The sequence below is a fragment of the Legionella lytica genome (assembly GCF_044626755.1).
GTDB classification, from domain to species: domain Bacteria; phylum Pseudomonadota; class Gammaproteobacteria; order Legionellales; family Legionellaceae; genus Legionella; species Legionella lytica_A.
This window is the reverse complement of the sequence record NZ_JBGORX010000004.1, coordinates 94,743-109,359: the sequence shown is the minus strand read 5'-3', so window position 1 is coordinate 109,359 and position 14,617 is coordinate 94,743. Positions and strand designations below refer to the sequence as shown.

The window sequence follows — 14,617 nt, the reverse complement described above, 5'->3', positions numbered from 1 at the left end:
TATGACAATTCTGGTAACGGGAGGCGCAGGGTTTATTGGAAGTAATTTTGTATTAGATTGGCTTTCTTCTGAAAATGAGCCCGTGGTCAATGTAGATAAATTAACATACGCTGGTAATCTAGCCAATCTTGAAACATTAAAGACGGATTCACGCCATTACTTTATTAATGCTGATATTAATGAACAACACCGAATGAGCTTCCTACTTAAGGAATACAATATTCGAGCGATCATTCATTTTGCGGCTGAAAGTCACGTTGATCGCTCGATTCATGGCCCAGCAGCTTTTATACAAACGAACATTATAGGAACATTTCAATTATTGGAGGCTGCTCGTACTTATTGGAATCAATTAAGCAATACAGATAAGGACGAATTTCGTTTTGTGCATGTTTCCACAGATGAAGTCTACGGCTCGCTGACACCTGATGCTCCTGCTTTTACCGAAACACATCGCTATGAACCTAACAGCCCGTATTCAGCCAGTAAAGCTGCTTCCGATCATTTAGTCCGCGCCTATTACCATACTTATAGATTGCCAGTGCTAACCACCAATTGCTCCAATAATTATGGTCCTTATCAATACCCAGAAAAACTCATTCCACTTTGCATTCAAAACGCATTTTTAGGTAAACCGTTACCCATCTATGGAGATGGTCAACAAATTCGCGATTGGTTGTACGTCAGTGATCATTGTGCGGCTATTCGCTCCGTATTAACACGAGGTACTTTAGGTGAGGTCTATAATATTGGTGGATGTAACGAGAAAGCAAACATTGATGTGGTTAAGATTATTTGTAGGCTATTAGATGAGTTGGCACCACGTAAAGACAAGTTATCCTACGATAGGCAAATCACTTATGTTACTGATAGAGCAGGCCATGATCGACGTTATGCTATAGATGCAACTAAAATAGCCCATGAATTGGATTGGAAGCCACAGGAAACATTTGAATCAGGGATTAAAAAAACGGTTCAATGGTATTTAGGACGCCATTTGGAGCAACAGAGCGTATGAACGTACTTTTGTTAGGTAAAGATGGTCAAGTAGGGCGTGAACTGTGTCGCGTTTTATTACCTTTAGGCCACCTTACGGCATTAGGAAGAGCAGAGCTTGACTTAATGGATCTTAGGGCGCTTAAGCTTAGATTAGAACATGTTAAGCCACAACTTATTGTCAATGCTGCAGCTTACACTGCAGTCGATAAAGCTGAAACGGATAAAACCACCGCTTATCAAATCAATGAACTGGTCGTAGCAATATTAGCGGATTTTGCTCGACAGCAAGACGTGATTTTAATTCACTATTCCACGGATTATGTCTTTGATGGCGCAAAACAAGGGGCGTATCTTGAAACAGACACGGCTAATCCCCTTAATATTTATGGTGCATCCAAATTAGCAGGAGAGCAGGCCATTTTGCGGAGTGATTGTCGTGGATACATATTTAGAACAAGTTGGGTTTATTCATCACACGGACATAATTTTATTAAAACCATTTTAAATTTAGCCAAAAAAAGTGACTCTCTCTCCATCGTTAACGATCAGCACGGCGCACCTACCTCAGCTGAGCTTATTAGTGATGTAACTTTGCTTGCTATCATGGCAATAGCGCATGATCGATTATCGCCAGGTATTTACCATTTAACTGCTAGCGGAATGACCACCTGGTATGACTTGGCATGTTATATCCTCAATTTATCATTGATTCAAGGCATTGACTTCAAACTGGAACCATCTAAAATACATCCCACATTGAGCGAAGCTTATCCGCTTCCAGCTGCACGGACCAAAAATTCAGTGTTAGATAACAGGCTCTTGTCTTCAAATCTAAACATCGTGTTACCAGAATGGGCGATTTATGTGGAGCGTATGATCACACAATTAAGGCAAATAAGTTTTTTAGCATGAAGCGTAAAGGAATAATACTCGCAGGTGGCGCGGGTACACGGTTAAATCCAAGCACTACAGTGATTTCGAAACAACTTCTTCCTGTGTTTGATAAACCTATGGTGTATTATCCATTAAGTACTTTAATGCTTGCTGGAATACGTGATATTTTGGTTATTTCCACTCCCAGGGACCTGGCATTATATCAACAATTATTAGGTACTGGTGAACAATGGGGTATTAACCTTGAGTATGTGATACAGCCAACCCCAGCAGGCTTACCTCAAGCTTTTATTTTGGGCGAATCTTTTATTAACGATGATCCTTGTGTATTAATCCTAGGTGATAATATTTTCTATGGGCACGAGCTATCTCATTTGTATGCCAGTGCAATGCAACAAGCAGTAGGGGCCACCGTTTTTGCCTATCATGTTCATGATCCTGAGCGTTATGGGGTTGCCGAATTTGATGCTATGGGAAAAGTGATTTCTTTGGAGGAGAAACCTAATAAACCAAAATCAAACTATGCTGTGACGGGTCTCTATTTCTATGACCAAAATGTAGTTCGATTAGCCCACGATCTCAAACCCTCTGCACGCGGAGAGTTAGAAATTAGCGATTTAAATCGGTGGTATTTAGAGCACGGTAAATTAAATGTTAAGCTTATTGGAAAAGGACAGGTGTGGTTTGATACAGGCACCTTCCAATCACTCCTTGCAGCCAGCATGTTCGTGAGTGAAATCCAAAGTCGACAAGGTTTAAAAATAGCGTGTTTAGAAGAAATCGCTTATCGAAAAAAATGGATTGATGCAAAACAGCTAGAGCGACTGGCTCAGCCTTTACTTAAAAATGAATATGGGCACTATCTTATAAGCTTATTAAAGGAAGAGGCATTAGTGTTAGCATGAACATAACCCCACTACCTATTGAGGATGTAATTGTATTTGAACCCAAAGTATATGGTGATGACAGAGGCTTTTTTTTAGAAAGTTTCAATCAACGGCATTTTGAAGAAGCAATTGGCCGTTCAGTGCGTTTTGTACAGGACAATCACTCTCGTTCAATGAAAAACGTAGTGCGCGGATTACATTATCAAATCAAAAAAACTCAAGGGAAGCTGGTGCGGGTTGTTTCAGGAGCTGTTTTTGATGTGGCTGTTGATCTACGCCAAAGCTCTCCTACATTTGGTCATTGGGTAGGGGAAATTTTATCCGCTGATAATTTTAAACAACTTTGGATTCCAGAAGGTTTTGCACACGGATTTGTTGTGTTGTCAGATACAGCTGAACTACTTTACAAAACAACCGATTTTTGGTCACCAGATGATGAACAATGCATCATTTGGGATGATCCAGTTTTAGGTATTGATTGGCCAATTAAGGGTTCGCCTTTATTATCATTAAAAGATAAGAAAGGACTGCCCTTTAATCAGGCTAGAGTATTTACATTATGAGGGTTTTTAGTTCTACGCCACACGAGATGATCGCAAGTTTTTGGCGTAATCGCGTATTAATTGCAACATTAATTAAACGAGATGTGAGCAGTCGTTACCGGGGATCCATGTTAGGGCTGCTTTGGTCGTTTTTTCAGCCGGTGTTAATGCTGGCTATCTACACTTTTGTTTTTAGCGTTGTGTTTAAAGCCCGATGGAATGTTGGTAGCGATTCTAAAACAGAATTTGCTCTTGTTTTATTTGCAGGCCTTATTGTCTTTAATTTATTCTCTGAGTGTATTTCCCGCTCGCCAACATTAATCCTATCTCATGCGAATTATGTTAAGAAAGTTGTGTTTCCTTTAGAGATTTTACCATGGGTTTCTCTTGGTACAGCTTTATTTCAAATGCTGATGAGTTTTTCTGTTTGGTTTTTATTTTACATGCTATTGTTTGGTTTACCACATAGCACATTATTGCTTTTTCCTTTAACTATATTACCTATTGTTTTAATCACCATGGGATTGAGTTGGATGTTAGCATCAATTGGTGTTTATCTACGCGATGTAGGTCAAATCATTGGAATCGTTATTACTATACTAATGTTTCTTTCCCCTATTTTTTATCCAGTTACCTCACTTCCCGTAGAGTATCAATCAGTTATAAGACTTAATCCCTTAACGCCAGTAATAGAAAATGTAAGAGACATTTTATTTTGGGGTCATATTCCACAACTTAAGATTTATTTTCTTTACACCTCGTTTTCAATACTATTAGCATGGTCAGGGTTCGCTTGGTTTCAAAAAACACGCAAGGGGTTTGCTGATGTCCTCTAACATTGCGATCAAAGTAGACCAGTTAAGTAAATGCTATCGTATTTATGATAAACCGAGGGATCGTTTACTCCAAATGTTCATGGGTGGCCGTAAACAATATGGTCGTGAATTTTGGGCACTAAAAGATGTATCTTTTGAAATCAAAAAAGGGGAAACGGTTGGGATTATCGGTCGCAATGGCAGCGGAAAATCAACGTTATTGCAAATGATTTGTGGCACACTAAACCCGACTGACGGCAAAATCGCAACACAGGGTCGGATCGCCGCTCTATTAGAGCTAGGCTCAGGGTTCAATCCTGAATTCACCGGGCGAGAAAATGTTTATATGAATGCTGCCGTGCTAGGTTTGACGCAAGATGAAATAAATGACCGCTTTAATGATATTGTTGCCTTCGCTGACATTGGTGAGTTTATCAAGCAACCGGTGAAAACATACTCTAGTGGCATGATGGTTAGATTGGCTTTTGCAGTAATTGCGCATGTAGATGCGGATATTTTGATTATTGATGAGGCTTTAGCGGTAGGGGATGCATTTTTTACGCAAAAATGCATGCGTTTCTTACGGACTTTCATGAAAAAAGGGACAGTACTTTTTGTTAGTCATGATACCAATAGTATTAAAAATCTATGTAGTCATGCTATTTGGCTTGAAAAAGGTCTTATTATCGAAAAAGGAACGCCAAAAGAAGTTTGTGAGCTTTATTTAGAAGCGTTCTATGAAGCACAGCAAGGAAAAAATGCTGCTTTTATGCCTGTGCTAGAGAACTTGCTTGTTACCCGTACATTTACTGATCAACGTTTACAATATATCAATTCCTCTAATCTACGTAATGACTTAAAAATATTTACTTTTGATCCAACAGCCTCCTCTTTTGGAAAAATGGGTGCTCAGATCTATGATGTTAATTTACTTAATGAGGAAAAAATACCTCTCTGCTGGATTGTAGGTGGAGAGCCAGTAATACTTGAAATAAATGTTAAAGCACATAAAGAATTAAGCTCACCAATAATTGGTTTTTTTGTGAAAGATCAACTAGGCCAGGCTCTATTTGGGGATAACACTTTTTTGACATATCAGTTCAATCAGATAACCTGTCAAAAAGGTGGTGAATTGCATGCCCATTTTAATTTTAACATGCCTCTGCTTCCTGTTGGGGAATATAGCATTACCGTTGCAATTGCTAATGGAACTCAAGAGAATCATGAAATACATCATTGGATTCATGATGCTGTGTTATTCAAATCAGAGTCGAGTAGTGTTTCTTCGGGCTTAATTGGGGTACCAATGAGAGAAATAAAATTACACTCTATCAGCTGACCTCTATTATTGATATGGGAAGAACTTATATGAAACCATCAAGAAAAAACGTATTAATTACAGGAGGAGCTGGATTTATAGGTTCTAATCTTGCTGTATTTTTAGCAAATAAAGGGCATGCGGTTACTGTCTTAGACATTTTGTCACCGCAAATCCATGGTGCAGAGCCCGAACGATCTCCTTTATTTAAGTCAATTAAAAATAAAGTGAAATTTATACATGGCAGTGTGGGTGATGCCCAGTTATTAAGTGAAATACTTACTAATCAAGATGAAATATATCATTTAGCAGCCGAGACTGGTACGGGGCAATCTATGTATGAAATTGCTCGATACTTTGAGTCCAATGTTCAGGCAACCGCTATTTTATTAGACTCTTTAGCGAATACCCCAAATTCGGTAAAAAAAATTCTAATTTCATCGTCGCGAGCTGTTTATGGTGAAGGCAAGTACATAAATAACATTGGATCCATTGTTTATCCGAAGGCCAGATTGGAGCATAATATGCGAAAGAAGATATTTAATCCTGTCTGCGACATTGATAAAACTGAGCTTAAGGTACGGCCAACAGACGAAGATTCCGAAAAATATCCTACGTCAGTGTACGGACTAACAAAATTAGTCCAAGAAAATATGATCATGAATATAGCGCCTACTCTTGGCATAGTGCCAGTGGCTGTTAGGTATCAAAATGTTTATGGCCCCGGCCAGTCTTTATCTAATCCCTATACAGGAATTTTAGCTGTTTTTTCTACACGAATTTTGAATGGTAATCCTATTGAAATATTTGAAGACGGCTTGGAAAGTAGAGATTTCATTTATATAGATGATGTTGTAGCTGCCACAGCATTAGTGATGGATAGTGATTTAACGGCTAATCAAGTTTTAAATGTGGGCACAGGTGTTGCCGTGACCGTTAAACACGTCGCTGAAAGTTTGGCCGCTCTTTACAATAAAGAAATAGAAATTAACGTGACCAATCGTTATAGATTAGGTGATATTAGACATAATTTTGCAGATATCGAAAAGCTTAAAAAGTTATTAAATTTTACTCCTAAAGTAAGCTTTGATGAGGGATTAAAAAAATTTTCTGAATGGGTTATAAAGCAAGAGATTCCAGCAGATCAATTTAATGAAAGCTTGGAACAATTAAAGCACAAAGGTTTATTGAAAGATAACGCACTGATAGGCTAATGGAAACACTTGGATAATTGAAAGATGATGGACTATAAAAAAAGAACATTAAGAATTCAAAGTATATTATATAATAATAGTGAAACTAGTATACAAGCATCGTTGAACAGCATAGGTCGCGCAGCCGAATTATTAAAAAAAGCAAACTTGATTGATTTTGTTGAAGTTATTTATGGAGATTGCTCGCAAGCAAAAATTTTTGAAAATGATAATTTAGAGTACTTAATTAATAATAGTTCATCAGGAATTGATAAAGTTATTTGTATCTTCTTTAATGAAAATTTGGGTACGGCTAAAGGCCATAATTTGCTAATGCAAAATGCATGCACTGAGTACTTGGTAATACTTAATCCGGATATTATAGTTGCACCGAATACATTAATAGAGCTAATGAGAGGCTTTTCTTCTAGTTTAATTGGGATTGTTGAAGCAAGACAACTCCCAATTGAGCACCCAAAAGATTATGATAGTCTTACAGGTGAAACTTCTTGGGCGTCCACCGCCTGCATTTTAACTAAAACTGAAATTGCACATCAAATTAATGGTTTTGATCATGAATCATTTTTTCTATATTGTGACGATGTTGATTTTTCATGGCGGGTAAAATTGGCTGGTTTTAAAGTTATTTTTAAAACTTCTGCGATTATCTTTCATGATAAACGTTTAGAGGACGATGGTTCTTTAAGCCCAACTAATGCAGAAAGATACTATTCCGCTGAAGCGGCATTGATGTTAGCTCATAAATATTCCAGGCATGATTTAGTAGAAAAAATTAGTAATGATTTCAGGAATTGTGGAGATAATCACTGTATGCAAGCGCTAAAAGAATATGAAGCAAGACTTGCTAGTGGGAGATTAGTCCCATCAATTGATACTAACCATAAAATTGCACAGTTTATTAATGGTTATTATGCTCACCATCGATTCTAATTGAGATCAATAAATATGACAAATGCACAATATAATAATAAATACTCTGAACAGAACGTTTATGGACACGTAGTGAGCCTTATTAAGGAGCATGGGGTAAGTAACGGAGTGCATTTAGATATTGGTGCTGGATTTGGTGCCATTGCTGAACCTTTAAAAGCATTTGGTTTAACGTATATAGGGGTGGATAATTATTTAGATGGAGCTCACTCTCTACAAGATAGAGGTTTTCCGTTCCATAAAGTTGACTTATTAGACACTGATAATTTGTATAAAAATTTACTAGATATACTGGGTAATCAAAAATTAGCATCTATATCTATCATTGATACGTTAGAACATTTAATTAATAATGTCAGAGTGTTAACTGAAATTCATAAGGTAGCAGAAAAATTTAATTCGATTTTAGTAGTTTCAGTGCCTAATACATCTCACAAAGATATTTCATTAAAATTATTAACAGGCCGCTTTGATTATACTTATACAGGCCTTTTAGATCATACACATGTCTTTTTATATACAAATGATACTTTAAATAAAATAACAAAGCATTGCGGGTGGCGGCAAATAAATCAATATGATGTTAAGATGACCAAAACAGAGCAGTTTATAGAAGACAATATATTGCTGCACGAGCAACCTATTTTTGCACAATATATTAATAATATTAAAGAAAAAATAGATCCATATCATGATACCTACCAATTGGTTAGAGCTTATCTTCCTGCTTATCTTCATGAAATAGATTTTTCGGAGCTCTTTAAAGAACCTCCAGTTGAAAATAAGGTATTTCTTTCAATAATAATTAGAACTCAAGGATTAAGATGTTCTACTCTAAGAGATGCCATTCTCTGTTTATCAGCACAAAGTAACCAAGATTTTGAAATAGTGTTAGTGGGACATAAATTATCCTTACCACAACAGATTAAAATAGAGCAAATCATTTCTGAGCAAAGTGAGGACATGAAAAATAAAATCCGTTTCTTACTAATTAATGATGCCAAGGGAAGAGCTGCTCCATTAAATAGAGCTATTAAAGTAGCAAAAGGCCAATATGTTAGTGTTCTTGATGATGATGATGTAGTTTTTTCTAATTGGGTGGAAAATTTTCAAATACTCGCACGCAAAGATTACGGCCGGGTACTACGAGCGACTTGTGTTGAGCAAGATATTCAAGAAGTTGTTAAACCCAGCAAAAATGAAGATCTTGAGTTTAAAACTATAGGAAAAATTAAAAATATTTATCCCAGTCAATTCAATTTGTTAGATCATTTAGAGAATAACTATTCTCCTTTTATGAGCTGGTCTTTTCCCCGCAGCATATTTCATGATTTTCACTTTGAGTTTGATGAAAGTTTGGCTGTTTGTGAGGACTGGGATTTAGCTATGAGAGCAGGTTTGTTTTGTGGTGTTAGCAGTAATTCAACAATTACAGCCATTTATAGAAAGTGGAAAATTGGTAATAATTCTTTTAACACGCATCCACCAGAACAGTGGCAATCTGACCGCCTTAAAATAATAGCAAAATTTTATAAATATCCCCAAATTATTCCGGCAGATTCAATAAAAGAAATAATCAAAATTAAATCACAAAATGGGGCATTGCAAGCTGAACTTGAAGAAATAAAGATTAAACTTGAAAATAAGCAGCGTGAATATGATGAAAAAAATTTAAATAATGTACGAAACCCTGTATCAAGAGCACTATTTTATTTATATAATAAAATCTTAACTGTTTGTAGAAAATTAAAACGATTTTTTTGGAATAAAAATAATTACTCTGTGATAAAAGGGTAAGTAATATGAGAAATATTAAGATACTTCGCTTTTTTTATCATTTAGGCAGAGGGAATTGGAGTGATATTAATCGAGGTATTAAGCATCTTTTCAAAAAAATTGTCCTTCACTATTCTGTAAGTGAAAATAATAATTCATGGCTTCATAAGTTACTCTCTAAATTATTTATTTTGATTAAAATAAGTCCTCAAAGAAACAAAAATTCTCTCGCTATATCTTCTATTGTGGCGCTAAGAGAGGGCTATATATCCAAAATTACAGACTCAATTCCCTTGAAAATTATAAATAATGAACCTCTACCAGATATTGATATTTCAGTTGTAACATATAACAGTAGCCGTTGGGTGTCGTCATTTATCAATAGTCTATTAACGCTTACCTATCCACCTAAAAAAATATCGCTTTATTTTGTTGATAACAATTCTACGGATGATACAGTAAAACAATTACTCTCCGCGTTTGAAAAACTTCGTTTCTATGGATTTTCAGTAAAATTAATAAGATCGTTAAATAAAGGATACGGTTTTGGACACAATATAGGGGTAAGCGCAGGAAAGTCTCCATATTGTTTAATTACTAATATTGATCTTGTTTTCGCTCCAGACGCATTATTTCATGTGGTATCCCAAGCGTGCATAGACGATCTATTAACAGTAACCTGGGAGCTACGACAAAAACCATACGAACATCCTAAATATTATGATCCTGTAACAGGTTATACCAATTGGAATTCTCATGCCTGCATATTAATGCGCCGGAGTGCTTTTGAGCTTATTGGGGGATATGACGAAAATATATTTATGTATGGGGAAGATGTAGAATTATCTTACAGATTTCGCAGGGCAGGGTTCATGTTACGATACTGCCCGAAGGCAGTGGTAACTCATTACTGTTATGAAGACATTGATGTAATTAAACCATTACAATATACAGGTAGTACATTTGCTAATTTATATATACGTTTAAAATATGGCACAGTCACTGACTTGCTTGCCATTCCCTGGATGTCCTTAAAGTTAATAGCAGCTCCGAAACTATTTCCCAGCGTATGCAAGCAAAACTTATATAATTTATTGCGCTTGATAAAGCTGTTACCAAGCACATTGTATCATCGTCGTCAAAGCAGTGCTTTATTCCCATTTAGAAAATGGGATTATGACATCAGTCGTTATGGTGCTTATTATAAAGTACCTGAAATGCGGAGTCAGACACCATTGGTATCAATTATTACACGGACATATGCGGGACGTGATTTATTTATAAAGCAGGCTATCCTATCTGTCGCAAATCAAACATGGCCGAACATAGAACATATTATTGTTCAAGATGGCGGGGACTGCATGCGAGAAATGGTGGAAAATTTATCACACCGGATACACCATAAAATTGTATTCGTAGGCTCAACCAAAGTAGGTCGCTCTGCGGCAGGAAACATTGGTCTAAAAAATGCAACTGGTAGATGGTGTTTATTTCTGGATGACGATGACTTGTTATTTTCAGAACATATAGAAGTTCTTGCTACATTACTTGAGGACTCTATGGGGGCTCGGGGTGCTTATTCTTTAGCTTGGGAAGTTGTAACTAAAAAAATTAGTGATGATTCAACATATGGATATGAAGAACTAAGTTATAGGGTTTCTGTCGCACATTACCAGCCTTTTGATTATGAGGTATTAAAAAAATATAATTATATGCCAATTCAATCTGTGTTATTTGAGCGTACATTATTTTGTGAGTTAGGAGGTTTTAATGAAGATATGGAGATATTGGAAGATTGGCTCTTATGGCTTAAGTTTTCAAAAAATAATCCATTTATATACGTCGATAAAGTCACCTCTATGTATAGAACCCCGGCAGAACCCGAGTTGATAGCAAAAAGAAATATGGCTTTTAATCATGCTTATCCTCTCGTTGTTATGCAGCAAAAATTTATATCCGAAGTATAGAGAAAATAAAAGATGAACCGAAAAAATAATTTAGATTTTCTTAGATTTATGGCTGCAGCACTTGTGATTTACGGGCATGGTCAAGTACTTCTCGGATTACAACCATCTACTATTATAGGTATTTCTATTCATGTATTAGGGGTTCAAATTTTTTTTGGAATAAGTGGGTATTTGATCTCTGCAAGTTGGCAACGACAGCAGTCAATAACCATATTTCTCGCAAATAGAGCACTTAGAATTTTTCCTGCACTTATTTGCATAGTTATTCTCAGCGCCCTGGTTTTGGGTCCCCTGGTCACTAGTTTATCATTCAGGGAATATACTACAAATATCCATTTTTTTTATTATTTTCGGAATTGTGTTCTATATACATCATATAATCTTCCTGGAGTATTTAACGATAACTTTTATAAATATGCTGTCAATGGTTCTTTGTGGTCGCTTGCCCCCGAATTTTTTTGCTATGTAACCGTGGCTTTTGTTGGCTTAGTAACGCGGGGCAGATCGGCGATTTTTTTATTTATATTACTTTTTTGCATATTCACATTAACTATTTGCTTGCATCCTTATTATATAGAAAAACAGACAGTTATTTATGCTACGGATCTGGTACAAGCATCAAACGTTATAATATATTTCATGCTTGGAGCTATATTTCAACGTATAAGAGTTGTTTTTAAAAAAAGTGTCTCTGTTTTGTTAATTATACTTTGCTTATTTTTACCTTATATAACAACCACCCCTGTTTTAACAATGTGCCTCTATGCTGTAATGGTTACATATGTAGCTCTTAATTTTGGGCTATCAACAACTCCTATACTTAACAACTGGGGTAAATATGGTGATTTTTCATATGGAATGTACCTTTCTTCTTTCCCTATACAGCAGCTTTTAATTTATTTAACTAACAATAAGACTCACTCATTACTATTAATAATTAGTACTCTTATTTTAAGTATTTTATATGGAATAATATCGTGGCATTATGTTGAGCGCATTGCATTGAAAATGAAGCCTCAAAGAGGGGAGTTAGGGAGCAATGGCACAGACAAGGTTTTTTTCGAAAATAGTAACGCTCTGTTAAAAGGCGTTTATTCCGATAGCACTGGTTTGTCCTGACTACCGAGATCGTCAACTAAATTTTTGAATCTTCAATAAGTAGATTTTCCGAATTTTAGGTGCAAAGAAGCTCAGTTGCTGCGTCCTTCCAAATGTCTTTGGATGATTGAAATTGGTTTCTTCGTGGTTGGTCTGGTTTGGTGTATCGGCCCACGGCGACTGCAAAGAGATTCCTGGTGTTTTCCATGAGTGCTTAAGCCCATTTTATTATTTTCAATAAGAGAAAGTTTCTTTTATCTACGGATTATCCAGTTACGGATAGTATTAGCGCCGGGATTTTTGGAGTGGTGTCATTGATTATAGTTTCTGATTTAGCAAGTGGAACGGAGCGATTTAATTTTTTATTGAATGTTCTTAGATTATGCGTAGGTATCACTCATCACAGAGTAACATTCTTGCAGGATTCATAACAAAATTTACGGATTCATGTGGGATTTATTTCACTATCCTTTATTGCCGCAATTGGATGACTTCAAAGCCTTAATAGTGGCGTGGCTGTTTTCATGGACTGAAATCCTCGGATGTTTAAAAAGGACAGTTTTGTAGTGCTCCCCCCTTTAAACCGGTTCACCCAGCTATAATTAACGACTAGTAATAGGACTATATCGACATCATTAGAATGTAATGAAATAATCCACTCAAGTAGTAATCGACGTCGTTGGACTCCCTTAGAGAAACAACAAATAGTCCATGAGAGCTATCATTCAGGAGCAACGGTATCTTACGTTGCGGGAAACAGGGAATACCCCCTAGCCAATTATTTTATTGGCGTAAATTAATGGAGAGCAGTGCATAGACTGGAGTAAAGGCTGAAGAATCCGTTGTACCCCAAAGTGAAGCGGTAAAGCTAGGCCGGGAAAAAACTGATCTCGCGGCAACCCTTGCTTGGTATAAGCGATTTCGAATAAGAGCTATAGCCCGTGCTCTAGAAGTATCTCGTATAAAGCTAATAGAACGGCTTAAAAAAATGGAACCACGAAAGAACCATTACGTTAAAACCGAGGACAATAAACTGCTCCCTTATATTCGCGAAATCACGGACAAACGCAGCAGCTATGGCTATCGAAGAGTCACTGTTTTACTCAACCATCGAGTGCAGTCTGAAGGCAGGTTAAAAGTGAACCACAAACGTGTATATCGCATTATAAAGCTCAATAATTTATTGCTTTTGGCTCCTAAGAAAAAGCCAACACGAGCGCACGACGGTAAGGTGATTACTTTAAAAAGTAATACGGGTGGGTGCTGTGATTGCCTTACCATTCAGTGTGCTAACGAAGCAAGAGTTCATGTTGCTTTTGCTATGGATACCTGTGACCGAGAGGTTATTAGTTACATTTCATCAACTGTCGGCATAGATGGTAGAACGATTAGAGACTTGCTACTTGAAAGTATAGAATATCGTTTGGGCAAAATAGGCGTATTAGCAAAGCCAATACAGTGGCTTAGTGACAATAGATCTTGTTATACAGCTCGCGAAACAGTAGCATTTACTCGGACAATTTGGCTTTGATGTGAGAACCACGCCCGCTTATAGCCCTGAAAGTAATAAAATGGCTGAAGCATTCGTCAAAACGTTTAAGAGAGATTATGTTGCATTTAGCGATCCATTTGATGCGCTGCAGTTACCCAATGGGCTCGATGACGACAATGAACATGCACCCATAAAGAATTAAATATGATGGCACCAAGATAATTTATCAGAAGGGCTTTAGCGGGCTAAGTGCTCAGGTTATATAGGGGAAACTCCAATAGAGAATTCGCCAAGAAAAATAAAATTGATGATTTTATTCAGATGATAATATCCAGTAGAAAAATATTAAAGAGCATCGTATCAATGAAATGGTTGAGGTTTTGGATGGGGGGGAACATTAATAGTCACTGAGTTGAGTCGTTTAGGACAAAGTACGGCAGGAGTAATCGTCTTGGTAAATGAGCTAATAAATAAAGAAATTCCGGTGGTCGCCATAAAACAGAACCTTGATATCAAGCAACGCGTGCAATATCCCATCATTGAGAAAACAATGGTATAATGTGGTTAGTAATCATATTATCGAATAGAACACATGTGTTTCCTAGTGATGAATTGATTATGAGTTTGTAGCAAAAAAAGCATTGCTCCATTATTCCCGCCAAAGTGCAGAATCAAACGAAAACAA

General features: G+C 36.6%; 12 protein-coding genes and 1 pseudogene. All 13 read left to right on the top strand.

Translation table 11 applies throughout. The features are described from left to right. The first annotated feature begins 1 nt into the window (after position 1). The 13 genes and pseudogenes from rfbB to ACD661_RS11280 all read left to right on the top strand — a co-directional run bounded on the left by rfbB (position 2) and on the right by ACD661_RS11280 (position 14,491). Positions 2-1,018, top strand: coding sequence for a dTDP-glucose 4,6-dehydratase (gene rfbB / locus ACD661_RS11340; RefSeq protein WP_400187979.1), 1,017 nt, complete (start codon positions 2-4; stop codon positions 1,016-1,018). Beyond that, positions 1,015-1,911, top strand: a complete 897-nt coding sequence (gene rfbD / locus ACD661_RS11335; protein WP_400187978.1) for a dTDP-4-dehydrorhamnose reductase — start codon at positions 1,015-1,017, stop codon at positions 1,909-1,911. Before rfbB ends, rfbD begins: the two co-directional genes overlap by 4 nt. Next, entirely contained in the window at positions 1,908-2,798 is an 891-nt protein-coding gene (gene rfbA / locus ACD661_RS11330; protein WP_400187977.1) for a glucose-1-phosphate thymidylyltransferase RfbA, read from the top strand. Before rfbD ends, rfbA begins: the two co-directional genes overlap by 4 nt. Further along, complete coding sequence (gene rfbC / locus ACD661_RS11325; protein ID WP_400187976.1) at positions 2,795-3,343, top strand: dTDP-4-dehydrorhamnose 3,5-epimerase; 549 nt, start codon at positions 2,795-2,797, stop codon at positions 3,341-3,343. The genes rfbA and rfbC overlap by 4 nt, the downstream gene beginning before the upstream one ends. Then, on the top strand, positions 3,340-4,158 hold the full coding sequence (locus tag ACD661_RS11320; RefSeq protein WP_400187975.1) for an ABC transporter permease: 819 nt from the start codon (positions 3,340-3,342) through the stop codon (positions 4,156-4,158). Before rfbC ends, ACD661_RS11320 begins: the two co-directional genes overlap by 4 nt. A 73-nt stretch (positions 4,159-4,231) precedes the next feature. After that, entirely contained in the window at positions 4,232-5,476 is a 1,245-nt protein-coding gene (locus tag ACD661_RS11315; RefSeq protein ID WP_400187974.1) for an ABC transporter ATP-binding protein, read from the top strand. Positions 5,477-5,505: 29 nt separating this feature from the next. Next, a complete protein-coding gene (locus tag ACD661_RS11310; RefSeq protein WP_400187973.1) occupies positions 5,506-6,669 on the top strand; it encodes an NAD-dependent epimerase/dehydratase family protein in 1,164 nt (387 codons plus the stop codon). Between the two features lie 24 nt (positions 6,670-6,693). Continuing rightward, entirely contained in the window at positions 6,694-7,599 is a 906-nt protein-coding gene (locus ACD661_RS11305; RefSeq protein ID WP_400187972.1) for a glycosyltransferase family protein, read from the top strand. 15 nt (positions 7,600-7,614) lie between these two features. Further along, positions 7,615-9,396, top strand: coding sequence for a class I SAM-dependent methyltransferase (locus ACD661_RS11300; RefSeq protein WP_400187971.1), 1,782 nt, complete (start codon positions 7,615-7,617; stop codon positions 9,394-9,396). A 5-nt stretch (positions 9,397-9,401) separates the two neighbouring features. Then, on the top strand, positions 9,402-11,342 hold the full coding sequence (locus ACD661_RS11295) for a glycosyltransferase family 2 protein (protein ID WP_400187970.1): 1,941 nt from the start codon (positions 9,402-9,404) through the stop codon (positions 11,340-11,342). A 12-nt stretch (positions 11,343-11,354) separates the two neighbouring features. Further along, positions 11,355-12,461, top strand: a complete 1,107-nt coding sequence (locus tag ACD661_RS11290) for an acyltransferase family protein (protein ID WP_400187969.1) — start codon at positions 11,355-11,357, stop codon at positions 12,459-12,461. A gap of 602 nt (positions 12,462-13,063) precedes the next feature. Beyond that, positions 13,064-14,154: pseudogene (locus tag ACD661_RS11285) on the top strand (transposase). Between the two features lie 190 nt (positions 14,155-14,344). Then, positions 14,345-14,491 (top strand): hypothetical protein, encoded by a 147-nt coding sequence (locus tag ACD661_RS11280; RefSeq protein WP_400187968.1) that lies wholly within the window; start codon positions 14,345-14,347, stop codon positions 14,489-14,491. The last annotated feature ends 126 nt before the right edge of the window (positions 14,492-14,617 follow it).

What these genes read in the sequence shown, in the direction of transcription:
- ACD661_RS11300 (WP_400187971.1), top strand. Translation starts at nt 7,615, where the DNA reads ATGACAAATGCACAATATAATAATAAATACTCTGAACAGAACGTTTAT.
- ACD661_RS11315 (WP_400187974.1), top strand. Translation starts at nt 4,232, where the DNA reads ATGTTCATGGGTGGCCGTAAACAATATGGTCGTGAATTTTGGGCACTA.
- rfbB (WP_400187979.1), top strand. Translation starts at nt 2, where the DNA reads ATGACAATTCTGGTAACGGGAGGCGCAGGGTTTATTGGAAGTAATTTT.
- ACD661_RS11295 (WP_400187970.1), top strand. Translation starts at nt 9,402, where the DNA reads ATGAGAAATATTAAGATACTTCGCTTTTTTTATCATTTAGGCAGAGGG.
- rfbC (WP_400187976.1), top strand. Translation starts at nt 2,795, where the DNA reads ATGAACATAACCCCACTACCTATTGAGGATGTAATTGTATTTGAACCC.
- ACD661_RS11290 (WP_400187969.1), top strand. Translation starts at nt 11,355, where the DNA reads ATGAACCGAAAAAATAATTTAGATTTTCTTAGATTTATGGCTGCAGCA.
- rfbA (WP_400187977.1), top strand. Translation starts at nt 1,908, where the DNA reads ATGAAGCGTAAAGGAATAATACTCGCAGGTGGCGCGGGTACACGGTTA.
- ACD661_RS11320 (WP_400187975.1), top strand. Translation starts at nt 3,340, where the DNA reads ATGAGGGTTTTTAGTTCTACGCCACACGAGATGATCGCAAGTTTTTGG.
- ACD661_RS11310 (WP_400187973.1), top strand. Translation starts at nt 5,506, where the DNA reads ATGAAACCATCAAGAAAAAACGTATTAATTACAGGAGGAGCTGGATTT.
- ACD661_RS11305 (WP_400187972.1), top strand. Translation starts at nt 6,694, where the DNA reads ATGATGGACTATAAAAAAAGAACATTAAGAATTCAAAGTATATTATAT.
- rfbD (WP_400187978.1), top strand. Translation starts at nt 1,015, where the DNA reads ATGAACGTACTTTTGTTAGGTAAAGATGGTCAAGTAGGGCGTGAACTG.